The sequence below is a fragment of the Desulfopila aestuarii DSM 18488 genome, from assembly GCF_900143695.1.
Classification (GTDB): Bacteria; Desulfobacterota; Desulfobulbia; order Desulfobulbales; family Desulfocapsaceae; genus Desulfopila; species Desulfopila aestuarii.
On record NZ_FRFE01000002.1, the window covers coordinates 345,942 to 369,871 of the forward strand.

Genomic DNA, 23,930 nt, shown 5'->3' on the forward strand with positions numbered 1-23,930 from the left:
TGCCTGCCTCAGCTGGAATAAAAAATGCCCGCTTCCAAACCGTAACGAAGATATTCATCCAGCCGTATCCGCAAATTGGTCTCCCGCTGTGGTTGATACAAGCCATGCAGGACGCCCATCTCACTCTCGTCATGGGCTCCCCGGCGAATTGTGTCAGGCGTTGCCTGACGGAGTTGGCAGTATCCGGGGTCACCATAACGAAGGGATGTGAAATGGGGCCGGGTCTGCAGATCCCCCTCTGTCGGCTGGCAGTGATAACAGCGCGGAGTACGTGAACCTGATGGAACATAGGAAAAACGGATACACCCTTTCTGCCTTCGTTCCACCCATAGCGGTGCGCTCCAGGTATCTCCCGTTGCAGCCAGCCAGGCAACAAACAGGCAGTCACTGGCCATCGTCACCTGCCGGGTGTGGATCTTGCCGATAATGGTACAGTTCTCAAGCCTCATGATACCGCCGACAGAGAGATCATCGCCACCCGGACCACGATAGGCTACCAGTTCCGGATCCGTGGCATCCACAATACATTCCCGCAAGGTCACCTTGCTGTCGGCCACGATATGCAATGGCCCGGTAATGCAGCGTTCAAGGGTGATTTCGGTAAAAGAATGCGCCACAGAGAGTGCTGCACCAGCGCCCGGAACCAGGGTACAGTCCCGGAGGACCAGGTAGCGTGGCTCATCGTCGCCGAAGTCAGGCAAATTCAGCATACCTCCTGATATGACGAGGCCATCAAGGACCAGGGTGGCTTCGCCTCCCAGCTGCAGGCTGATGTCGCCAATCGCCTGCAGAAATGGTCGGGCACCATTTGCCCCGCGAAGGGTGACACTGGCTCGGGAATCAACGGCAATTACCGGTGTCTCTTCATACCTATAGCTATCGGTGATCTCAACGATTCCGCCGCTCTTGACAAGATTAAGGGCAGGCTGCAGCAGCGCGCCGCCACTGACGCGTTGATCCACCGTCACTATTTCGGCAGTACCTCGCTCGTATTCACCGCCGCCGATAGCAATGGAAAAGCCATAATGAAAGCTTACCAGTACCGGAGTCGCAGGTGGATCGCCAAAGGCGATACGTCCCAACTCCGGATCTATGGCAACCTTCGTGGAACCGGCGGCAGGCTGACAGGCCCAGCCGATTACTGTACCGCCGCCATCTTCCACATCACTGAGATCGCAGATACAGATATCTTCGCTGGAAATCAGCTGCGGCGGATCAGCCCCGGCCCGCTCCAGCACCAAACTTTTGTCCGGGCCATAATAGTCTGCCAGGTGCGTCTTGATCCAGCGCTTCGTCAGTGGCTGGGGAACGTTGCCGGGCTCGGCAAGATGGCTGATCTCCTCCTCGGTTTCAGGCGCATTGTACAACACCATGTCGACTCCAAGCGGATTACAACGGACCAGTGCACCACCACCCAGAGCGGGGTCGGCCACTACAGGGGAACGGGTCAATGGAAAAGCGCGGATTCGAAAGAGAAAAAGACCAACATTGGGGATGTTGTAGCGGCCTGCCCCGCTTGCTATGCGCCGCACCTCGACACTGTGGGCCACAGTATCAAACGGGGTGTCGAGCCATTTCAATCGCTGCCACTGACGCAGGTCCGGGCTGTAATGCGCCTTTAAGCGATGGTGGTTCATATGCTGGGTCCAACCCAGCAGCTGAAAGAACTCCACCACCCTGGCCGGCCAGCCGGTGACATCCCTTGCCACCTGCTCCAGCATTGAGGCTGTGCCCTTGCGACGTCGATACCGGATGGTATTGGCAACATCCGCCCGAGGAGAGGCCACCCCCGGCACCACCCCGTGCAGGGTATGATAGCCGATCAGGTCACCGATGTAGGGGGCAACCCACTCGGCACAGGTCTCAATGAACTGATCATCGTAGAGCTGCTCAAGGTTCTCCTCCATGGCTGCCAGCTGTTCGGCTACAACGCTCAACAACTCACGCAGAGGATAGCCCTGCTCAGCATCACGGATACGATGAATGGCAGGCAAGCGTTGATATAGCAGGTCGACAATTCTGCTCATAGCATCTCCTCAAGATAGTCGAGCGGGCCTGGATCAAGCAGCAGCAACTCGGCCGCCACCCCGTTACCGTCACTGCCCGCGAAGGCAGGTTCCGGAACCAGCCTGCTTTCCAGTGCCCAGTCGGTTCCAAGGTAAAGGCGATCGACATCCACGCCTTCCACCCCCTCTACCTTCTGGGCAATAGTAATAATCTCAGAACGGGCAACACTCTGGCCAAACTCACGCACATCAAAGGAAAAGGCGTTTCGCAGTGCTGCCTCCACATCAGACAGGACACGCTCTATTACATGATCGGGATGACGCTTGATGCGCAATGCCAGCTTAAAATAGGCCTGGTTATACGCTGCAACCGTACAGGCAACGAATGGATCACTGTTTTTTTTCAGTGAGTTGAGCAGACTCGTGAGGGTTGGCCCACCACTTACCGGCTGCACCGCATTCTTGCCCGCCACCGTTATGAAGATGGTGCGGTTATCCCTGAGGTTCAGGACATCTGCCCTGGCCTTGGCAATACCGGTATAGGCACGGGCGTAATCTTCATAGTCTTGTAGTGAAACAGCGCGCCCAAGGGTTCGCACCCCGAGAGGCATGTTGCGGCGACCATCCTCTACCGATTCAGCATCGACGCCACCGGTGGCATCCAGCGGATTGGACACTTCTTTTAGCCCAAGCGGTCGAGTGAGCAGCTGTCTCAGCTGTCCTGCCTTCAAGTTGCCGGTGCTACCGATGCCTTTACGGTAGATGCCCAGCACATTCTCCTGGCCGGTCGAGAGACGAGCCCCCCGCTTGCCATCTCCAAACTGGATTTCACCACCACCATTTCCATCCACCCGGACCACATAGCTGCGATCATCCGGCTCGGCGCCATAGAGAGAAGAGACCTCATGCCAGGCGATATCATTCACCCGCACTTCAAGAGCAGTCTCGGCACCACTCTCGTTGTCGGCACGGACAAAGGTCAGGGGCGCATGTTTCAGGGCAAAGCGCTGATGGGCGGTCTGTGCTGCACCGCTCCCCAGAATCTGATGCACGGTTTCGCCGTGAGTGGCAACAACCACATTGGCATAGACCTTCACCGTTTGTCGTTTGTACGTCTGCTTCAGCTGGCTGGTGAAGTAGAGTTTTGTCGCCGATCCATCCGGCTCACTCTTTGAGACGGTTAACACTTCGCAGTTCGTTGCTCCGGCGACGGTCTCACCGCAGAGTAGCAGTTTGTGCTCAGGCAGGATTCCCTCAACCTTCTTATCGACAGCAAGAGACCAACCCGAAACGTTATTGACTATAGGGGTATTGGCCAGAGTAAGTTTCTCGCTCTGTGCAAAAACAGCTGTCTCACGCACCTGATCGTTGAACAGCTCCAGCAGATTCTCGCCTTTCACCTGCAAACGGGTCGTTTTTCCAGTCAGGCTGAAACTTGCCCGGGAATCCTCTCCCGCAGAGGTAACGCTGTACAGCTCCTGATATTCCGGAATGGATAACACCAGCCAGCTACCTGGAACGATTCCCGGATAAACGGCATCGAGATGGAGCGTATGGATATTACGTGGATACAGCCGCTCTTGCGGGATGATCTGCTTGCTCTGCCCCGGATAGGCCCAGTACAACTTGATGACTGCGTTCACTCCATTTTCATAAAATTCCAACCTGATGTTAACTTTCTCTTTTTCGTTAAGATAGATGGTACCGCTGTCCTCTTTGAGAGCATGAACGGACCATTCATTGATGATCAGCTGGTCATCGACCCACAGCCGCACACCATCGTCGGATCGGGTGTAGAAGGTGTAACTCCCGGTCACAGGCGCTTGAACCCAGCCGGACCATCGTACCGAAAAGGTATCAGCACCAATCGACGGATCGGGCGCCCCTGTTCCCCAGTCAAAGTTCACGGTGGGGTCAATACGCGTGAGTTTCCGTTTGGTCAGCTCTTTGGTGTCAAAATATTCTGCATAGAGACCTTTTCCGGAAGCCGTCCTGACAGGCGGATCTGAAATATCGGCAATGGTAAAACCTGGCCAGTCGGTAGCGGGAATGTCGGTAGCGTCATCGGCGTCCATGCCCAGATAACCGCGTTGCATTTGCTCGGACATGATGCGCCAGTCGGGTGCATTATAGCCAAAAAGCGAGGCCCGCTGCCGCAACGCAAAGACATCGGGGTTTCCAGCAGGATCAACATTTGGGAACACCGATCCCAGACCGCGTTCCAGTATCACTTTGGTTGTACCTTCAGCACTGTCGACCTTGAGACTGCTGATCCTGCGAAAATCCCAGCGCTCGCTCCCGGACTCTTTTTCACGCTCGCTGCCGACAAAGAGTAACGCATCACCTGCCTTCAGCTGCGTTGCGGTGCCTTGCAGATAAATGGTTTTGGTTCCAAAGACAGGAACCTTCATCTCACTCATCCGTGGTTGCAGGATGTTCCATTCCGGTCGTGCTTCTATCTTTTCGACGGTTTCGAAGGTCTCTGGTTTTTCATCCTGCCCAGGCACACTCTGCACCTTGATTCCGGCTGCAAGCTGGACCTGTTTCGGGGCACCTTCCGCTGTTTCAACCATAAAGGCCAGATAGGTTTCGGCTGCAACCCCGGGGTTCAGACGATAGCCGATCAGACGGGCCAGCTCTTGCATGGACAACCGTTCACCCGCTGTCCGCAGATAGGATTCGTTGGCAATACGTTCCTGGTAAAACGAGAGGACATCGGCCATGCAGGCATAGGCATCAAGCAGGGCGATCGAAAAATCGTCACGATCGCGGGTTCGCAGTTTCGCCAGAGCCGGATAGTCCTTCGCCGACAGGCGTGCGAGAAGGGTCGCCAGAACGCTGCCATGATTGCCAATGCGGTACGCGACGGCCGTAAGACCAGGTCGATTGTAAACACGAGCAGGAGACTGACTACCGACACCTTCACAACAACCGCAGGCATTCTGTGACGACGGGTGGTCTGTAAAATCGCTTTTGCTCATTTGCCACCTCCTACTTCAATGTGCACCACTCCACGTTCCGGAAAGTTCGGATCGTTATCGAGCCTGGCAATCTCGAGTCGACCGAGTTTCAGCACACCATCATCGAGAGGCTGTCTGTCATCCACCATTCTCAGCCGCTGAAAACGATCGATAACCACCGAGGCCACTCCCTGGACCGACTGGGCGGCGGCATAGAGTCTGCTGAGATACACCGGCTGGCCGAAGGTAAAATTATCCGGATGAAAAAGTGCCGGCCGGCCATCCTCCAGCCAGCCCTTACTGAAAATGCGCATCAGGGCTGCACGGACATCGGAGCGGAAATACTCAGGCTTCACACAGACAGTCATGGCCAATTCCAACGGCACGTAACGGGGACCGTCGACCTCCAGGTCATAGCCTGCCATACGATACCGTTCAACGTGATCGAGAATCTCATCTTCAAACTGATCATCCACAGCTTTTCCGCCCTTACGGTCAGCAGTGATGAAGACCGTGTGCCAACTCCCCGTCCAGCGGAAAGTGGCGGCAGCTTTCTGGACATCGCTCGGGTGCGCAGCTATCTCAGCGTAATCGGCCGGGGTAACCGCCCGCTCCTGGGTGCGGAAGGCCTCAGGGACATCGCGCCTTATCTGCTCGGCACTTTCAGGATCGACCCCACCCCGGGCGGGCATGGGATTACTCACCCGCAGCAGACGACCATCGTGAGTAACGATATGGGCAATGGATTCCAAACCCACATTGCCCGATATACCGTTGCCGATACGGTAATCCGCACTGAACTCGGTGTCGCTTTCGGGTCGTCGTCCATGGTAATCATCACCAAAACGGATAAAGGAAGTCCTGTCATGTTCGGTTTCAACGACAAACTCCCGTGCCTCACCGTTACTCGCCAGCAGATCCTGCCGGGGATGCCAGGTATCTGTCTGGTCGATATAATAACTGGAAAGGGTGACTTGGGGCCGTGCCCTGCGCGGATCTTCCGCAAGCAGACGGGTAACGGCCAACCCATTGCTATAAACCTGCAGCCGCCCCAGTTCAAATACGAGCCGATAACTACTGCGGCCATCGGCAACGGACCAACAACCATCCCCTCCCTGTATCAACACAGTTCCGCTGAAATGTATCCCCTGGCCTTGCAAAGCCGCCTGCACATCGGCAGAGTAATTCAGCCCCTCCAAATCAGCCAGGATGGCCGGGGTGGTCTCCATGGCAAAGTAATGACTACGTTGCAAAGGCAGTGCATGGGCTAATGGTCCCTCAGCGAGAAGCGGCCGAAAGCGGGGGGGGATATAGGCAGGAGACAAACGGTCGCAATTCAATGTTGTGTTCAAGGCGGCTCCGGCAAGGGTGCCACGGGGGACAACTCCCAGAGGTTCACTTTTGATGCTACGGCCATGATCTGCCAGGACCACATTACCGTAAACGACACTCACTCGATCAAGATACTGCTCGCCATGGACCTTGTCGGTTATGGTCGAAATACACAGGGTAAAGGGTAGAGCATCGGCCTCTTCCCACTGAATTTCAGTGACAGGGACGGGATGAGTATCCGGTGGCTCGAGAAACAGTCCGCCTGAGGGATCTTCAGACGGCTGCACATGCGTTAGGCGCACACCATGCCGATGGCTGCGGTCGGCATCTTCTGAAAAACCTGTTCGTGGCCCGAACTGCTCGGCCAGGATAACTACATCACCCGCCTTAAGGTGCGGGTAACGGCCTCTTAAGGTCGCTGCTGTCGCCCCTTTGGAAAGGCAACACTCGCGTTCTCCCCAGGAATAGAGCTCCATCTCTTCATGCGGCTGGTACAGCAGACTGTCTTCGACTGTCTCAAACACTTCCGCTCCGGCCGCAAGAGCATCCAGCCAATCATCCCCACCAGGAGCAATGCGGTTGGCTATATTGGCAGTGCGAGTCAGCATGGCCGTAGCACGAGGCAGCATCACCGCATCATCGTTTACAAATACGCGCACCAGGCAACGGGCGTTACAACCTTCATGAACCTTATAATCCATTAATCGGGCATGCCGTTTAAGGGACGTACGGCGCCGGGCCGTTCCCAGATATGCCTCGGTGGCAACAGCATCCTGCTGATATGAGAGATGGTCACCGGTATAGGCCAACAACTCCACCAGGGCAACACCGAGATCCGCACTGCTACGGCTCTGCCATTCGGGCAGAAGAACACGCATACGGTCAAGCATCAGGCGGCGAAAGCTTCTATAATCCCTGGCCATATAATCAAGCAACGGAGCAGATGATGGCGAAGAGGCACAGGCTGTCTGTTCGGCGCAATCAAAATCAGCCTCGCACTGTACCTTGAAGGAGAATTGCAATGAGGTAAGGCGTGGGTCAAAACCTGCCGGTGGAGTATCGTCCCCCGGGGCGCTGACCAACCGCAGGGTGTAGAAGGAAAAATCCCCATAAAAGCGGGTGCGAATCACCAGAAAATGGCCTGGTGGATCAAGTTCTTCAACCAACTCGGGCGGCTCGCCTGCCGGAAGAGCGGTTGCCGGAGCGAGCCAGTCGACGGCAACCGACTCGATCCTCTCGCCGCCATCAATGACAATATTCGTTACCGCCAGCACAGGGGGCGGCTGAAGGAATTTCAGGAACAGGGTGCGTTGACGAATGGGATCGCCGGCTATGCCACTGTCATCCACTTCAACATAATCAAGGCCGTTTAATACGCCATTGAGCTTGACTACTTCCCGGCGTCGTTCATCACAGCAGAAATACCTCATGGCGAATCCCCCGAAACCGTGACCTCGACCCTGACCCGGCTCTGACTGCGCCGAACAATGTAGACCACAGTTACCAGCAAGGCACTCTCAAGGACCTCGACATCCACCGCCTCGACCGTGATCAGCTCAGCCAGCCACTGCTGCAGAGAGCTTTGCACCAGATACTGGGTGGCAGTGGCCACTTCAGGGCTCGCCGCGCCAAAGACCAGCTCCCGGACACCACAGCCAAAGGTCGGACGCATCACCCGCTCTCCCGGCGTGGTCAGCAGCACCTGCTCAATCAGCTCACGGATATATTCATCCTCACGACTCTGGCCGGTACGGCCACGGCCGTCAAACTGTAAGGGGTAATCGATTCGCATCATGTTGCCAATACCCTTGTCTGCGCTACCAGCGGCAGCAACCCTGTACCGGTAGGAGTGCAAACCGCCTGGCTGGTTTGGATGATTACCGGCGCTCCACCTGCCATAACACGCACGGCCCCTGTCACCCACTGGGCCGTGGCACAGGGTGGCGCACCGGTGCCGGTCAGGGCGCAACCGGTCACCGCATAGGGCGTGGAAAGCGTCACCACTGGCTGACCGCTGACCATAACCCGCGGGAAAGGGGTTAGTGGCTGGGCGGGGCCAGCATGCATGCAGGTGATGACAGCACCGAGATGAAGGATTGGGGCAGGCATGGAGAACCTCCTCTTATACGACCGTCAAGGCGCCGGCGTTGATATCCACCGTCGGCCCGGTCATGTTGATAATGGCCCCCCTGCCGTTGGAGATCGTGATACCGACATCAGTGATTGAGATCATGGCTCCGGTTGCTGTCTGCAGTTGAATACCACCGGTGGGACCGGGCACATCGCTCACCACGATACCGTTCTGGAGCGCGGTCTGCATGGTAATGCCTGGTACTGCCGGCGGAACAACACGCGAGAGAACAGGTACCTCCGCGGCGGTGGTCCAATAACAGCCGACCCATATGGGATAATCCGGGTTGCCCTGCTCAAACTCTATCCAGACTCCGGCACCAATCATCGGCAAGGTGTAGATACCCATATTTGTTCCTGCTACCGGCATACAGGGCATGGCCCAGCTGGAAATCATGACATTGGAAACATCCGGCACCATGACCTGCAAACGGCCGATCTGCATCGGATCAACATTGTTGACAACTGTGCCTCGATATTTGCCGAAATATTGCTGGTTGTTACTCATACGTGAACCCTTGGTAGTGTTGAGAGCAAGCCGTTGCGAGCCAGAGAAAAATTCTGCCGGTACTCACCTCTCTCGATCTGATGACTGACATTTTTCACATAATACAGACCATCAAAAGCGGCACCGGCTCCACGTACGCCGACCAATTGGCGCGCTTTTAATATCCGTCCGTAGCGACTGACATTGAGACTGCCTTCACCGGTAACAGCATCCGAATGTTGGGAGGCATACGCCATGCCCTGCATCACCGCTCCCAGTGGAGACAATCTGGCCGTATCGTTGAGATACCGGAGCTTGGGTGGCAGCGGCGGCACCAGGCCAAGGGGTGGATTCATCGGCGTAATGTCCGGAATCGGGATCGGAATCGGCGCCCTGGTAACCCGGTCCTGTATAAAAACCACCGGCATCTCTTTTGTCTCCTTGTCAAATCGAAATGAGAGTGACTCGACATTGGTGAAAGCATCCATATCGGTATTCAGCGCCGGTTGCGGCGGCCCGACCTTGATCTCCGGCCCCCAGTAGGCCCTGGATGTACCGGGAACCGGCAGCGGATCAATGTAAAAAACATATCCCACCTCGCTGGCGAGCTGCGAAACATAGGTGAGGTCACTCCCCTGCTGGGTCGGGATACGCTCGATGGGAATCGGCAGGTCTTCAACCACGCTCGGGATCACCATGGGGACCATCCCAAAGGCTGCGTACTTGGCCAGTATGGTCAGCACCCGCAGCGCTGGCGGCATAGCGGGATAGGGCAGCCCGTTAAATTCGATAAAATCCATCAAGGCGGTCAGGTCCTTTCCCCTCACAATCAGGCTGGATGTACCACCGGCACCACCCGGCTGAATTTCATGATGGGTCATAACGCCATCCATGACAACTTCTGCCTTTGCCCCCATACTGACCATGATCACTACCCGTACTATCGGAATACTGCTGCCGCCGGTGAGCAGGAAAAGGGTCTGCAGTGGTGAACGTTTTGAGAGCGAAAAGGTGAGTTGAAAACCGCTCGGGGTATCGCCCGAACCGATCTGCACCTCTACCCTTCTGAGTGCATCAATTACCGAACGGGGTGCCGGAACAGGCACCGCAGGCCCGATAAAGAGATTCAGCTCGACGCTACTCTGCATCAGTTACTCCCGGAACGCCTTCTGGAAGGGTTATGACAACTTTAGCGCCAACCCTTTCGGTCAGTTCCTCAGGGTGCATCACCCCGTTGGCATCGCAGAGACGCCAGTACAACTCAGGATCTCCCAGATACTGCGCAGCCAGATTGTCCACGCGATCACCCTCTGCGACAGTATGTTCCTGAATTACGGCAAAACGTTCCGGTCCCGGAATGAATCGACGTTTCAGATAGGCAACCGGCATCCTGCCATCCTGTACCAGAATACCAATGTCAGTACCGTGATATCTGCTGTTTTCCGGAAAGGTGTTGGCCTTCAGGACACCGGCATCAAGCAATGCTTTCAGCGGATCATTCATCATATACTCTCCATCCCGAGGGTACCCAGAGAACCACTCCCCACCAAACCGGCCAGGGTTTCCTTGTTTTTGAGATAACTCATGAACAGGCTGCCACCACGATGATGAAAACCAAGATCATGGACCGACAGAACCCTCAGGCTTAAACTGATTCTCGCCCTGATTGGATTCAAAGAGGGATCAAAGGCCTCTTCAGTAACGGAAAATTCAGTCACCCGCACGGGTACCGCACGATGGCGGCTCCAGATAAAAAGTGTCAGTGGCGCTTCCATGGGGACGATCTCCAGCACTCCCCTTCCTGCCTGTTCATAGTTTTTCTGCAGGGCTTCACTGCTTGGATAGAGCATGGTTTCAAGCGTCGCCAACTGCCCATGAATGCCGTTCTTGACAATGTTGGGATTATCTTTTGGAAACTCAAGCTGATCAGTGGCATCGATCTCAGCTTCAAGCCGTATGATCTCCACCGGAGAGCTTTTCAGCCGAAGGACCTCGGAGCGGTCCCCCCCTTCCTCATAGGCCTGCACCTGAAAACTTCGAGAAAGGGTATCCGGATTGTACTGCAGGGAGATCACCCGGATCACCCTGCCCGTATCAGGTTCCATTACGACGATTCCACATTTAAGAAGTCTGGGCGAGTTGGGGAAACTGCTCATTGGGCAACCTCGTGATCATCTATTGATAAAGTTCAATAACCTTTTATTGTTGAACAATTGCCATTGTAGCTAACTGTCATGGCGTCCTCGGCCTTGGATAACGGGAGTTGAAATACGTGTAAATATTGGGGCGAAGCTGGCGCAGAGTCTCGGGAGCACTGATATAAAGGGCAAATGCTTCTGCAAACAGCTCCTGGTAATCGGTATCTGCATAGCTGGTGACGCCACCTGAGAGAGTGGCCGTGGAACCTACTGCCGTTGTGCGTCCACTGGTATCTCGGCGGACCTGATCACGTCTGGCGGCCTGGCGAAACGCACCGCTTGTGTCGTCCATGCTCTGCTCAACATTATAGTCTCCCTGGGCGTCCCGCACTTGACGTGAACCGGACGGCGAACGCTGCCCCAGGAATCCGGCTCGCGCCGAAGCTGGCTGTCCTGCGGCATTGAAGGTATTCCAGGCTCGTTGTAACACCCGAAGATCCAAGGCATGGCCGATCTCATGAAGTACATTGTGAGCCCCAAGTGATCGCTGACCGACACGAACCGATGATGAGGGAAAGGCATTATTATGCAGGCTGATGGTATCTGTAGCGGGGTCATAATTGCCTGCCTCTGCTGCGCTGCCACTGCTTCCTGACTTGCTGAAGGTCACTCCTGCTGCATCACTCATGGCCTGGGCCGGCAAAAGGCCAAGAGCCTGGCGGAGAACTGCGTACTCATCGTTGGTCCAGGTTCCTGACAAATTAAATGTGGAAGAACCAATGGTAAAGCTGTTGGCAGGAGCTGCTTGACCAGCAGGCGCAGCAACGGCATTTCCTACCTGCTCGATAAGCATGATATTGGCTGTTGTTCTGCTTCGCCCCCTTCCGGATGCGTGGGTAAAGTAGGTAAACCGATAGGTAGAATGACTTCCTCCAAAATTACTGAGATCAAGATCAACTTCAATGGAGCTGTTAAGCGGCAGGGCGTTGGTGTCTCCCTGAATCCAGGCCCCGATACTGGCGAGACCGACTTTAAGCGCAGCAGGTATATTTGGCGAATAGCTGTTCGTCGCCCCGACCGAACGCCGTTCACCCGGATTACCACTCGGCATCAGCCGGAAAAATGCAACTATCCTGGCATTGGGGATGGTAACCGCCATGGTGCTGACCTGAATAGCTCGTCTCTCGCTTAGCGGGATTGTCTGCAAACTCGTTGGCTGACGCATCAGGGTGAGTGGCCTCCGCACAAGAGGCTGTCTCCCATACCTCACTCCCCTGCTCAGCTGATCCGCTTCCTGCTCGGCACTGTCATGCAGCGCACCAAGAGGGATTGCTGAGCACATGGCTGTGCCTTCTTGCTGTATGACATGGGCAAGTTCGTGGCTCAGCGACTGCCTGCCACGTGAGGAGGTAGGTGCATATTGCCCTCGATTAAACACCACATGATTGCCAACGGTATACGCTTGGGCATCAACCGAGGCTGCCGACTCGGCGGCCTGCTGATCTGTATGTATCCGTACTGTGCTGAAGTCATATTGAAACCGATCATTCATCTCTTTTTGAATGTTCTCCTCAAGAGCCTGCCCCGGAGAACTGAGGACATCACGCACAATATCAGGTGAATTCTGCTGTTGAGGTGCATTGTCCTTGCCGGTGTTGACCGCCTGCATTACAGACACATGGCTATGCGTCATTTCCCGTCACCTTTAGCTGAGTTGTGTTTACCAAAGTCCCGGCTTTCCCCACTCCCTCCAATAGATCCTGCCAGTCTATCGCCAAGGGCACTCCCCAGACTCTCGGCGGTCAAAACCGCCGGCAGCGTGATCTGCAACTGCAGCCGAGACGCATCTGCAGGATGGAAACAATGATTTGCCGTAAGATACTGGCGGATAGACTCCTCCAATGCGACTTCAAAACCATGGCGATCAACATGCTCGAGACCATGCAGGACAATGGTATCGATAGTGAGAAAGATATCACCGCTCATTGCCATCTCCCCAACTCAGCTTCATTGATGGGTTTCTCCAGCTTGACATACTCCATGCGCACGGCATGGGCCAGATCAGCCATGGAAAGCGGTTCATTCTTCTCCGCAGCCAGGAAAGCGGCATTCATGGCAATATTGCGGATATTGCCACCCGCCAGATGCAGGCGCGCTAACTGCTCAATCTGCAGTTCACCGCGCGGAAGAATGTCCGGGAAAATCTTGTGCCAGATCTGACTGCGCTCATCCACATCAGGAAAGGGAAACTGGACCACAAAGCGGATGCGGCGCAGGAAAGCCGTATCCAAGGCCGATTTCATATTCGAAGTCAGGATGGAGAGTCCCCGATAGGACTCCATGCGCTGGAGCAGATAGGCAAGCTCAATATTGGCATACCGGTCATGACTGTCCTTGACCTCGCTTCGCTTGCCGAAAAGAGCATCAGCCTCATCAAAAAGCAGGATGGCCCCGCTACTTTCCGCTGCCTGAAACAGCCGCTCGAGATTTTTTTCGGTCTCACCGATATATTTGCTCACCACCGCCGACAGGTCAATCCGGTAGAGATCAAGACCCAGATCAGCGGCCAATACTTCAGCAGCCATGGTCTTGCCGGTACCGCTTTCACCGGTAAAGAGCGCGCTGATACCAAGACCACGCTCACTCTTGCCTGCAAAGCCCCACGTATCATAAACTGTCGCACGATGCCTCACCTGGCGGCTGATGTCCCGCAGTACTGTTTTTTGGCCTTTAGGAAGAACAACATCCTCCCATTTCGCATGGGGGATGAGACGTTGAGCCAGATGCCCGATGCTTCCACGACAATATCTCCGACACTGCTGCCAGAGACCCGTGTTGAGAGGGATTCCCCATTTTGCTTCGGCCTGAAGCGTGTCGATAATCGTCTCGATATCCTGCAAGGAAAGGTTGAACTGAACCGCAAGCGATGGCAGTTCAGCATGCACTGAACCGTCCAGACCGACCAGCCCTCTTCTCCAAAAATTGAGCTGTTCCTCGGCAGTAGGCTTTTTCACCTCTACAATGGCGCAACTGCGCATGAGCGGCATCGGCCCATCGCCCATCAGGATAACCGGACATTCAAGTTCTTCTGCAAAAACTGCTATTTGTGCATGGAAATTGTCAACAGCATCAATCACCGGCACTGCACGGGACAACAGGTACTCACGGGTCAGCAACCTAGCGAAAAGAGTGCGTGCATCAGATGCAGCCGGAATATCCTGAGCCCAGAGAAGCTGCGGGCGTACACCAAGCATAGAGCAGGAATGAGCCGCTACCTGCCGCCCGGCAACTCGATCATTTCCTTTAATAAGGACAACCGGAGGCTTTCGACTTTCACGCCAGAGCCCGGCAAGATGTTCCGCCTGCAACTGTTGAGAAGGAGGTAAAGGATCAGCCGGTTCAAGAGAATGAACGAGTCCGTCAAAACGTTTATCTATACTGTCAGCGCCAAGTAGAAAATGTAGGATATGCTCATCGAGGTGTAAACGTGACATGACCAGCGTATCCGGCGAACGCACTTCAATCAGGTGCCAGTAACGAAGGGGAGCATCGGGAAGCAAGGCACTCCAGTGCGAGTCTGGCAATACCGAAAGAGCCAGACTGAAACTGGGATAGTCAAGACGATCATTACCATGCAGCTTGCCACAGAGGTCGCGGAAACAGGATTGCAACTCCGTGCCGGCACAGAGAAGCAGTATGGCTCGTTCAAAGCTCGATAACCCGAACTGGTCCGCTACACAATCAAGGACTGCCGAGGTCGTGTCAGGAATTGCACTGCTGGCATCCCCGCTATTCACGATGGCCTTCTCAAGCAAACCCTGCAGCCACGCCAGTTCCCCGCTCAAGGCCCGCTGATTGGCATCAAGCCAATGGTCTATGTTGGCTGAGACATTCATCAGGGGATCACCAGTTGCTGGGAAACATCGAATTCCGGTGGTTTCACGGCCCGGTCAACCAGCAGGCTGTCAACACCGTCGACACGCAACCGCAACCATTGGCTGCCTGCCGGGAGAGCAGGAAAAAGAAAATCAAGGGTATCAGTCTGACTACCGAGATCAAGGGGCAAAGCCTCATGCCCGCCGATATTGAGGCTGACATGCTGGGCAGACCGCACCTCGGGAAGAAAGACGAGATGTACGGTAACCTCACCCGAACCACCATCGCGGATGGCGCTGCAACCACCAATATCCAGGGTTGTTGCCAGCATAAGCGGAACGGCATTGGTGCTGCGAAGCTCCGTTTCTCCCGGTCGCTGCAAGCTCAAACTGACACGCCAGTTGCCGGGAGGCCAGCCTGCGACTGCCACAGGGGTGTCCGGCAAAACCACGTTTACCCTGTCGCTGTTGACATTGGGGCCCAGCGCAATCAGGACCGGCGCGTCGAGCAGGTCGTGTTCAAAGCGAGCCTCCAGATTTATTCCATCAAGATTATGACCATGCAGGACAATGGTATCGCCCAACGCTGCCGCAAGTTGCCTGTGGGGCGGCTCAGCAAGAGCAAGAGCCGGGAATGGCGGAATAAGACCGGCGGTGGCAGTAATACCCGCCTCACGCCTGGTTATTGGGTCACGTGGTCCCCTGGTCAAGACTGGAAGTGCTGAGCGAGTGATCTTCTCAGCCTCGATCAGTACCACCGAAATAATATAGGCCGATGTTGGCCGATAATGTGCCTGCAAGGAGGACCATAATTTCGACATCTCTTCGTTATTCATGGTCACAGGAGTGACCTTGATTTGCTCAACCTGATCTGCAAGATCGGCAGCAGAAAGCGACTGATAGGCAAGAGGCAGGATTGAGCTGTCCACGGTGCTGCCGGCAAGAGCGGTGCGAATAGCCTGACGGGTCAACACCGGGGTCTCGTGCATCAGATACATACCATACCCCAGAAGAATCTCGGCATGCAGCTCCTCGGCCCCGTAGGCGGTGAGCAAATAATGGAGATCAAGGGCAAGCGGTGGGTTGGTGAGTCGCTCCCCACGCGCATCCCGTGAGGGAAACCCCGCATTGCGCCAGCCAGGGTTTGGCGTAACCCGGTGAAGAAAGAGGTTTAACCGAGTCTGGATATTTACGCTGTCAAGCTGGATGGTGTCCGGAGGGACTGTCGAAACCGTGACATTGCTGCCCAGTGCCCCGACGATATTATGATCTATCATGCCATTGTTGAGGAGATCGCGTAGCACCGCGGTGACAGAGGCTATCGCAAGAGGGCTGCTCATGATCCACCTCCACCACGTTTGAGATACGCGCTCAACGAAAGACTGCTTGCGGATTTTGATCGTGACGTGCGTGCCACAGAGACAGGCGCCGGCGTCCGGGCCCGAACGTCAATGCGGCCGATAGTAATATGGATAGCCTGTTCTTTTTGAGTATCCTGCCCAAAGCTGGTCGTCAGTTGAGCCATATCATGTTGCGATACGGCTTGCGCCTCTATAGGCAACGACGTACTCCTCTCCTGTGGAACGAGCAAGGCCGAATCTTCAATAGTAGCAACCGGGGCCTGGTTCACCAACCTCATTTCAGCAGCCGGCACCACCTCGCTATTGTCAAGTGCAGAGGCCGACCACAATCCCTTCTCGGCTAAAGATATGCTCCGAATGACAGTGACTGGCTGTATTTGTGACTCTACCGTACTGGGAAAAACGGCAGGATCATGAAGCTCAGCAACTGGGGCACTGCCACTCATCGCCTTCTGCGCATTAGAGTATTGAGCATCCCCTTCCCTATCAGGCGGCAAGGATGCATTGTCAGCCACAGGAGATTGTTCCGTTTTAGCCCCCTTATGGACTACCGGTTGCCGCAGGATCTCCCCCTTGCCAGCAACGGCAGGTATCGCTGCTTCATTATCGGGCTGTGTACCCTTTCCCTGTGGCACGGAGATATCCATAGCAGTCGCCACCGGCTCTGATTCAGACTGTGGTCCGAAAAGGCCGGGAAGCACTGGCGTCACCAGATCTACTTCACCGCGACTGTATCGCGCCATACGTGTCAGGAAATCGTTCATGCCATCACCATCTGCAAATAGGCCGATCGACGCTGGCCGCTCAGTTTCAGAATCTCCTCCTCCGTCCAGCCATAGGCTTTGGCCAGTAGATGCACCTCCATCAAGAGACGCTGTGCGCGGGAGCTGATCTCAAGCCAGAGGATATGGCCGATATCAAGGAGAATCTGCCACTGCTGCCCACACTTGGGACAATTGAGGTTTATCAGCATCTCCGCCTGCGGATCCGTCTCGGCAACAATCTCACTGATAGCGTGCTGAATTTCTTCCGGCAGCCATTTCGCTTCTATGCTTTCATCATTGTAACTCGCCCCAGCCACGCAACGCTCAAGAAGCAACGCTCTGGCTTCTCTCAGCGTCGCGGCATTTGCCGAGGCTGCCAGGTCATAGCTGGTCAAAGGACGAATCGTTGCTTTGTAACCGTCCCTTTCCACCTGCCTCAACCGTGGTTTCGCCTGTGGTGCAAACTCGCGGCAGCTGAGGGTAAACTCCACCGTTTCACCACACCGGGGGCAATTACTCTTTCCTGGCAGGGCATCGCCGAAGGTGGCACTGCGCAATGCCAACAGCAGACTGTCGCGCTCGCTCAACGGCAGGGCCGCCAACGTTTCGCGGCTATGATCCGCCATCACCTGCAGCAATAGAGACAAGACCCGGTCAATAGGGTGGAGCCGGTATGCGGTTTCCCATACCGCCACTGTATCCAGGGCAGTCAACCCTCTCACGCCCACTCCCCTTACGCCGGCTCGGTAAAGACGGGCTCACTGGGTTCGGTCACTTCGTAATCACGTTCCCACCCCTCATTCTCCAGTTTAAGGCTCTGGATAGCAACGGCATTGGCATTGGCATCCAGATCAGGTATAGCCTGATATTCTGAGACCCAGCAGCGATACACCTTATACGCAATGGCAAGCTGTCCGGCTTCGTTATAGATCTCAATGATGATATCCTTGCGGAAATCCTGCAGGGATACCTCGCTGCCCAGACCGGAGCCGTAATTCCAGACCTTATTGGCCCAGCGCTCAAACTCGGGATCATGGGTAACACCGCGCTCAAGGGTAATGGCCTCGTATTTGCTCCGTCCCGGCGACTTACGGGAACTGGACGGATCGCCACCCTCCCGGTGTTCCACCACCTCGGTGGTTCGTTTGAGCGCGCCCACCTTTGAAACACCGGCCACATAGCGGCCATCCCATTTCACCCGGAACTTGAAGTTTTTATAGGGATCAAAACGTTGTGCATTCACGCTAAACTGTGCCATTGATCTCTCCTTACGATTGAATCTGACCAGCTATCTGCTGGATTTTTATAACCACAAACTCAGCAGGCTTTAGAGGCGCAAAGCCAACAACGATGTTGACAATGCCCTGGTCGATATCGTTCTGGGTGGTCGTTTCCCGGTCACACTTGACAAAGTAGGCGTCCCGCGGCGTTGTACCCTGGAAGGCCCCCTGACGAAACAGGTTATGCATGAATGCCCCGAGATTTAGCCTGATCTGCGACCAGAGAGGTTCATCATTTGGTTCAAACACCACCCATTGAGTACCTCTGAAAAGGCTCTCTTCAATAAAGAGTGCCAGCCGACGCACCGGCAGATATTTCCACTCAGACGCCAACTGATCAGCACCGCGCAGGGTCCTCGCGCCCCACACTACCCGGCCAGTGACCGGAAAAGCCCGCAGACAGTTGACTGCCAGGGGATTCAGCTGGCCGTTTTCGCCATCGGTCAACTTCACGCTCAGCTCGACAACACCTTTCAAAACAGCATCATTCCCGGCAGGAGCCTTCCATACTCCACGCTGACTGTCAGTCCGGGCCATAACGCCTGCAACCGCGCCACAAGGGGCAAACTCCGCCAGCCTGTTTTCCTGTAATGGGTCGGGCTGTTTAATGCGTGGAAAATAGAGCACCGCATTGCTGCTGCGGCCAAGGCCCCATTCCGCGCTTTCCAGTCCACGGCCTCCTGTCAGGTCAGATGGTTCATCCCAACTGGTCAGGGGATCCACCACATACATAGCCCGTCGCTGTTCACAGTAGGTCGTGGCAGCATTACGGGTCTGGGAGTTCACATCTCCCCCTGCCTCCCTGGTCAGCGGCGGGATACAGAGCAGATTAAAAATATCGGCCTTCTCAAGTGCCCAGATGCCCTGCTTTGCTGCCTCAAGTGAAGCCAGCGAAATATTATTGTCGGTAATTGCCAGGCCATCATCCCCATCACTGTTGAAAGCTGTCGATGAACTATCATCCAGCAAGGGATCAACCCCCGTCGGCGGGTCGCCATGAGCAGCCGGTCTGAGTGCAGGTATAGCTCCCGAGGTGCGAATCAGCTTGGATTGAAATGTCAGGACATCACTGACAAAACGGGCGTTCGCCGTATTCGTGGAAAGATTGAGAAAGCGTTCGGTCACCCCGGTGGCCGTATCGCGAATGGTAAGGTTGAAGAGCGTAGTATCTGCCGAATCACGTGTTTCATGATCGACCCGTACTCGTAATCGTTCACCCCAGTCGCCACTGCTGGCGGCAACCAGGTGAAAATCGACGGCAAGGGTCAGGCTGGCGGCACTACCCCCATTGTGCACCCGCACAATCAGGGTATCATTGCCGCCGTTCTGGAAAAACTGCTGAACCGCATAACTCATGGTGCTGTTACGCCAGAGCCCTCCGAAATGCCGTTCATATTCGGCAAAACTCTGGACACGTGTGGGCTCATTTTCCGGCCCCCGCAGGGCACGGCCAATGAAAGCTGTAATTGACGTAGCTGCGCCGGTGATCGTACGGACGCCGCTTGAAACCTCTTCGATATACACGCCGGGATAGGACAATGTTACGGGCATAATGCATCTCCTTAATCAGGCCCTGAGTAGGTTCCCATCCAGAAACGCAAATATCTCTAAATTGTCTGCTCTTGTAATTTACCCGTGATACATCTGCTCAGAATAGCTGCGGTTAAACTCATCGAGAAGATCGATTTAGAAAGTAACCTTGCGTTTCCAGTAGAAAATCTGTCAGGGGGTTGCGTCTCGACCGATCAATATTTCGATAGTTGCATCGGCGCCGGTATTGTTAGTGAATGATAGACTCGTAACCCCACCAAGCAAACCGACTGCTCCGGTGCCAATGAGGATATGGGGGCCATCGAGCTTTACATCGGTTCCCCCCAGGTCATAGGTAAGTTTTTCATCAGGTTTTTTGGGATTGATGACCAACAACGATATGGTCCCTCCCGGAACGAGATTAACTACCTGGGTTACAGTATCGAGGAGTGTAATTTGAAATTTATCGTAGGCGTCGACCTCAACACTCGCTGCCGCCGATATACTTGGGCCTTTCATTACCTGGGCCACAACATTCCAGTTTATCTTTTCCGGCATAGCCCCTCTCCATGGTCATTCGTTAAGAAGCACTTGTGGATGACGTACACTCCATCACCCTCTTCCTCAATGAATTACGAGACGTTGCTACAGGGTACAAATGGGAAAAAAATGTATTGTCTTACATGATCGCCAGCATTTTCAAAAAAAAACGCTTCGGATAAACGGAACCTTAAAAAAACACTCCCTGGCCTGAGAGGTTATATTTCGTGAAGGTGCTTTTTCCCCTCAGTCAGGCAATTGACGCTGAGAGGGGCTACTGAAAGCATCCCGCAGGTCGGGATTAGAACTGGGTAACATCTGTGCATTTGATGTGTCGTCACCATGATGACACTGTTTTTGCGCCAATATGATCATATACACTCGCCACAAGCCTATCAAATAATGCCAGCACTCACAAGTCAATTCCACTCAGCAAACAACCGAACAATGGGTTAGGCAAGGCGCAGTTCCCTCAAAAATCAGCAAGATCAAACGAATCAAGGATGGCCTTTTACTATTGACGCCCTCCCCCCAATGAGATGATTATTTACAGGGGCCTATCGTGTATTCGATTATTGGCTGCCCAAATTGATCCATAACAGTCCGTCCATAACTATCCCACGCTACCCGCTCCCATCGACACATGCCTGGAGGTATTGCCGGTATATTAACCTGCAGTTGCGGCCGAACATACATAACCTGCGGTGGCGGTGGTGCAGCATAGACATTTTGCTGAAGCGGAGGAGAGTACAGCGTTGCAGCAGCAATTGCCGTTCCCAGCAAAACACCACCTACCCCCCACAGCCACGCGTCATCGTAATCATGATGACCGTGAGAGTAACCTGATCCACCATGATACCCACTGTAAGAATGACTGGAGTATCCATGAGAGCCACCATAATAAACTCCTGCTCGTCCATGATAACCTGACTTGCCGCCCATGCTCGTTGTCGGTAATAATGCCATGGTTAAAATACCCAGCAAAAGTACATTCCCTGTCTTTTTCAACATAAATCACCCCTCGCCTGTCGTTTTCCACTGTGGCCAAAGCTGTATACAACCTGAGATGGTCTGTTGAGTGGCAGAGTCTCGGATATCTTGTATTTTATCACTATTTGCTTCCTCATCAATAGTGCGTACTCTTGCTGCCATATCAATTGTTGCTACCGTTTCCACTTTCTTTCAATTTGAGCAAATAACAAATTGAAACAACAACAAGTAGATGCTAACCATACAATCACCTTCAATCACCTAGATTATTCAATCATATATTGCCCATGAAATCAGGAGAAATTCATGTTCAAAGATCTCGTACAGTCCAACCGAAGTTATCGACGATTTGATCACAGCGTACCAGTTTCGATGCAAACCCTCGAAGAACTGGTGGAACTAGCCAGGCTTTGCCCTTCTGCTGCCAACAAACAGCCCTTAAGGTTCATCCTGAGCACCGCCCCTTCCGACAATGACGCAATTTTCACCTGCTTGAAATGGGCAGCCTATCTTACTGACTGGGACGGACCCGCCCCATCAGAACAGCCCTCGGCGTACATCGTCATGGTCAATACATCCAAAGATTGGGAGTTCGCCAAATTCGATTTGGGTATAATGGCCCAGACAATGCTGCTGGGCGCGGTAGAAAAGGGATTAGGTGGTTGTATCATCGGGGCTCTGGACAGGGAAAAATTACGTGCTCATTTTTCCCTGCAACCGGAAATGGATGTCAGTCTCGTTCTAGCCCTCGGCAAACCTGCGGAAGATGTTCGTATCGTTGACGTGACGGAAAACGGATCAATCAAATATTACCGGGATGATGCCGGTGTCCATTACGTACCAAAGAGAAGCCTAGTTGAGCTGACTCTGGATAAGCGTTGTTAGATGAAAAACGACAAGCCGGACCCGTGATCAACCATGAAGAATTTGGCACGTCTGGGCGGAGATGAGTTCGTGACGTTCCTTTTTATCGGCAACACGAAGGAAATCGAAAAAATTGCACAAGAGAGTATTCAGGAAGTTTTTTTTCACAACTCATGCACCTTCCAGACCCCGCGTGTTACCGAAAGAAGGAGCAGGGAAAAACCGGGTCACTCTATTATGTAGAGAGCCCCCTCAGATGTCACAGCTTACCGTGTAATGGAAACAAGGAGAGCACAGCTTCCGCGAACTCACGCGGTGCCTCTTGTGGAAGATTGTGACCGATGCCGGGAATTGCCCGAAGATCATATGGGCCGGTGAAGAAATGTCGATGCCCCGCCGATCCACCTAAGGGAAGAACGCCGTCGTCAAGCCCATCAAATGCAATAGACGGCACAGATATTTTTGGTAGTTGAGTAAGACGCTGCTCGGTTTCTTCGACCGAAGGATCGCCCGGTACCAGTCCAAATCGATGCCGGTAGGAATGAATCACTACATCCACAAAATCAGGATTGTCAAATGAGGTCGCCGTCTGGTTGAAATCATCGTCTGTGAATTCCCAGGTCGGAGACCATAACCGCCAAAGAAGTCTGCAAAGCTCGCGACGGTTCTCGAAGAGCCCTGCCCGCCCTCTCTCGGTGTGGAAGTAGTATTGATACCAAAAACGGTATTCGTTTTCGGGATTCTGAGGTTTTATCGAACCTGGAATGTCATGAATGTTATACCCCCCTACCGAAACAAGTCCGCTCACACGTTCAGGCCAGAGAGCAGCCAGGATACACGCAGCACGGCCACCCCAGTCATATCCGGCAAGCACAGCTCTCGAAATCTTGAGTGCGTCCATGAATGCAAGAACATCATGAGCAAGCACTGCCTGTTGGCCTGAACGCATTGTATCCGCAGATAAAAACCGCGTCGGTCCATATCCTCGCAAATAGGGGATGATCACTCGACAACCCTTGGAAACCAAAATCTCGCTCACCACATCAAAAGCATGCACATCATATGGGAAGCCATGAAGAAGCAACACGATGTCGCCACTTGCAGATCCGTGATCAAAATATTCTATTTCAAGAACTCCAGCCTGAGTGAATTTCAACATGGGTGTTGTTGCTCTTTTGGTATGAAAATCGTTTGATAAGGTCACTGCAATAAATGTTCAACTCTTACGTCAGGGGCGAAAAATCAATAATAGTTCTTTATACCCCAAACGGTGTATTCATGTCAGGTTTGCTGCTGTTTTTCTTTTTTGACGGATCTACATTTTCACTGTAACCTTCCCTATAGGTAATAAACGTAACCTCTCTACCTTCCGGTTCAGCAAGATAGGCGATACCCAGGGCATGCTCTCCGATACTGAATCCGCGTGGATCAAATGCCCCGTATTCAGACACGATTACCACAGGATCTGCTGCAATGGCTGTAAGGGAAACACCTTCCGGGCTTTTTTCAAGAATTCTGGACACCCATTTTCCCGCAGTAGACTTCAGAGCGATGATGGGAGCGCCGCCATTGGGCAGATAGGCCCCTCTCAGAAAATCTGCCTGCCTCCCTATTCCGCTATAGATCGTGTTCGCGCTCAAAGAATCTGCCTCTTGCCATATATTCGCTTCACA

At 54.0% G+C, this 23,930-nt stretch carries 22 protein-coding genes; 1 reads left to right on the forward strand and 21 read right to left on the reverse strand.

Annotated elements, in window-relative coordinates:
• Positions 1-8 precede the first annotated feature (8 nt).
• The 19 genes from BUF15_RS03315 to BUF15_RS26755 all read right to left on the reverse strand — a co-directional run bounded on the left by BUF15_RS03315 (position 9) and on the right by BUF15_RS26755 (position 21,414).
• Entirely contained in the window at positions 9-2,027 is a 2,019-nt protein-coding gene (locus tag BUF15_RS03315) for a hypothetical protein (RefSeq protein WP_073612027.1), read from the reverse strand.
• Complete coding sequence (locus BUF15_RS03320; protein ID WP_073612028.1) at positions 2,024-4,987, reverse strand: putative baseplate assembly protein; 2,964 nt, start codon at positions 4,985-4,987, stop codon at positions 2,024-2,026. The genes BUF15_RS03315 and BUF15_RS03320 overlap by 4 nt, the downstream gene beginning before the upstream one ends.
• Positions 4,984-7,728, reverse strand: a complete 2,745-nt coding sequence (locus BUF15_RS03325) for a putative baseplate assembly protein (RefSeq protein ID WP_073612029.1) — start codon at positions 7,726-7,728, stop codon at positions 4,984-4,986. Before BUF15_RS03325 ends, BUF15_RS03320 begins: the two co-directional genes overlap by 4 nt.
• Positions 7,725-8,093 carry a GPW/gp25 family protein gene (locus BUF15_RS03330; protein ID WP_143170622.1) on the reverse strand — a complete coding sequence of 123 codons (369 nt, stop codon included), beginning with the start codon at positions 8,091-8,093 and terminating at the stop codon, positions 7,725-7,727. The genes BUF15_RS03325 and BUF15_RS03330 overlap by 4 nt, the downstream gene beginning before the upstream one ends.
• A complete protein-coding gene (locus BUF15_RS03335; RefSeq protein WP_073612030.1) occupies positions 8,090-8,407 on the reverse strand; it encodes a hypothetical protein in 318 nt (105 codons plus the stop codon). The genes BUF15_RS03330 and BUF15_RS03335 overlap by 4 nt, the downstream gene beginning before the upstream one ends.
• A gap of 13 nt (positions 8,408-8,420) precedes the next feature.
• Entirely contained in the window at positions 8,421-8,936 is a 516-nt protein-coding gene (locus tag BUF15_RS03340; protein ID WP_073612031.1) for a phage baseplate assembly protein V, read from the reverse strand.
• Complete coding sequence (locus tag BUF15_RS03345; protein ID WP_073612032.1) at positions 8,933-10,063, reverse strand: hypothetical protein; 1,131 nt, start codon at positions 10,061-10,063, stop codon at positions 8,933-8,935. Before BUF15_RS03345 ends, BUF15_RS03340 begins: the two co-directional genes overlap by 4 nt.
• Positions 10,053-10,421 (reverse strand): hypothetical protein, encoded by a 369-nt coding sequence (locus tag BUF15_RS03350; protein WP_200802317.1) that lies wholly within the window; start codon positions 10,419-10,421, stop codon positions 10,053-10,055. Before BUF15_RS03350 ends, BUF15_RS03345 begins: the two co-directional genes overlap by 11 nt.
• Positions 10,418-11,071, reverse strand: coding sequence for a hypothetical protein (locus tag BUF15_RS03355; RefSeq protein ID WP_073612033.1), 654 nt, complete (start codon positions 11,069-11,071; stop codon positions 10,418-10,420). Before BUF15_RS03355 ends, BUF15_RS03350 begins: the two co-directional genes overlap by 4 nt.
• A 76-nt stretch (positions 11,072-11,147) precedes the next feature.
• A complete protein-coding gene (locus tag BUF15_RS03360; RefSeq protein ID WP_073612034.1) occupies positions 11,148-12,746 on the reverse strand; it encodes an eCIS core domain-containing protein in 1,599 nt (532 codons plus the stop codon).
• Complete coding sequence (locus BUF15_RS03365) at positions 12,743-13,039, reverse strand: hypothetical protein (protein ID WP_073612035.1); 297 nt, start codon at positions 13,037-13,039, stop codon at positions 12,743-12,745. Before BUF15_RS03365 ends, BUF15_RS03360 begins: the two co-directional genes overlap by 4 nt.
• Positions 13,036-14,949: an ATP-binding protein gene (locus tag BUF15_RS03370; protein ID WP_073612036.1), complete on the reverse strand. Its 1,914-nt coding sequence runs from the start codon at positions 14,947-14,949 to the stop codon at positions 13,036-13,038. Before BUF15_RS03370 ends, BUF15_RS03365 begins: the two co-directional genes overlap by 4 nt.
• The gene (locus BUF15_RS03375; protein WP_073612037.1) at positions 14,949-16,268 is read right to left on the reverse strand and encodes a Pvc16 family protein; all 1,320 of its coding nucleotides are present in this window, start codon (positions 16,266-16,268) and stop codon (positions 14,949-14,951) included. The genes BUF15_RS03370 and BUF15_RS03375 overlap by 1 nt, the downstream gene beginning before the upstream one ends.
• Positions 16,265-17,053, reverse strand: coding sequence for a hypothetical protein (locus BUF15_RS03380; protein ID WP_073612038.1), 789 nt, complete (start codon positions 17,051-17,053; stop codon positions 16,265-16,267). The genes BUF15_RS03375 and BUF15_RS03380 overlap by 4 nt, the downstream gene beginning before the upstream one ends.
• Positions 17,050-17,775 (reverse strand): T4 family baseplate hub assembly chaperone, encoded by a 726-nt coding sequence (locus tag BUF15_RS03385; protein ID WP_073612039.1) that lies wholly within the window; start codon positions 17,773-17,775, stop codon positions 17,050-17,052. The genes BUF15_RS03380 and BUF15_RS03385 overlap by 4 nt, the downstream gene beginning before the upstream one ends.
• An 11-nt stretch (positions 17,776-17,786) precedes the next feature.
• Positions 17,787-18,311: a phage tail protein gene (locus BUF15_RS03390; protein ID WP_073612040.1), complete on the reverse strand. Its 525-nt coding sequence runs from the start codon at positions 18,309-18,311 to the stop codon at positions 17,787-17,789.
• Between the two features lie 10 nt (positions 18,312-18,321).
• Positions 18,322-19,884, reverse strand: a complete 1,563-nt coding sequence (locus BUF15_RS03395; protein ID WP_073612041.1) for a phage tail sheath family protein — start codon at positions 19,882-19,884, stop codon at positions 18,322-18,324.
• Positions 19,885-20,055: 171 nt separating this feature from the next.
• On the reverse strand, positions 20,056-20,421 hold the full coding sequence (locus BUF15_RS03400; protein WP_073612042.1) for a hypothetical protein: 366 nt from the start codon (positions 20,419-20,421) through the stop codon (positions 20,056-20,058).
• 525 nt (positions 20,422-20,946) lie between these two features.
• Positions 20,947-21,414, reverse strand: coding sequence for a hypothetical protein (locus BUF15_RS26755; protein ID WP_143170623.1), 468 nt, complete (start codon positions 21,412-21,414; stop codon positions 20,947-20,949).
• Between the two features lie 285 nt (positions 21,415-21,699).
• Here BUF15_RS26755 and BUF15_RS03405 point away from each other — a divergent pair, with 285 nt between their 5' ends.
• On the forward strand, positions 21,700-22,278 hold the full coding sequence (locus tag BUF15_RS03405; RefSeq protein WP_073612043.1) for a nitroreductase family protein: 579 nt from the start codon (positions 21,700-21,702) through the stop codon (positions 22,276-22,278).
• 238 nt (positions 22,279-22,516) lie between these two features.
• Here BUF15_RS03405 and BUF15_RS03415 read toward each other — a convergent pair whose 3' ends face one another.
• Together BUF15_RS03415 and BUF15_RS03420 are read right to left on the reverse strand one after the other, a co-directional pair.
• Complete coding sequence (locus BUF15_RS03415; RefSeq protein WP_073612045.1) at positions 22,517-23,416, reverse strand: alpha/beta fold hydrolase; 900 nt, start codon at positions 23,414-23,416, stop codon at positions 22,517-22,519.
• 97 nt (positions 23,417-23,513) lie between these two features.
• Positions 23,514-23,897, reverse strand: coding sequence for an acetyl-CoA hydrolase/transferase C-terminal domain-containing protein (locus tag BUF15_RS03420; RefSeq protein WP_234981088.1), 384 nt, complete (start codon positions 23,895-23,897; stop codon positions 23,514-23,516).
• Between the last annotated feature and the right edge of the window lie 33 nt (positions 23,898-23,930).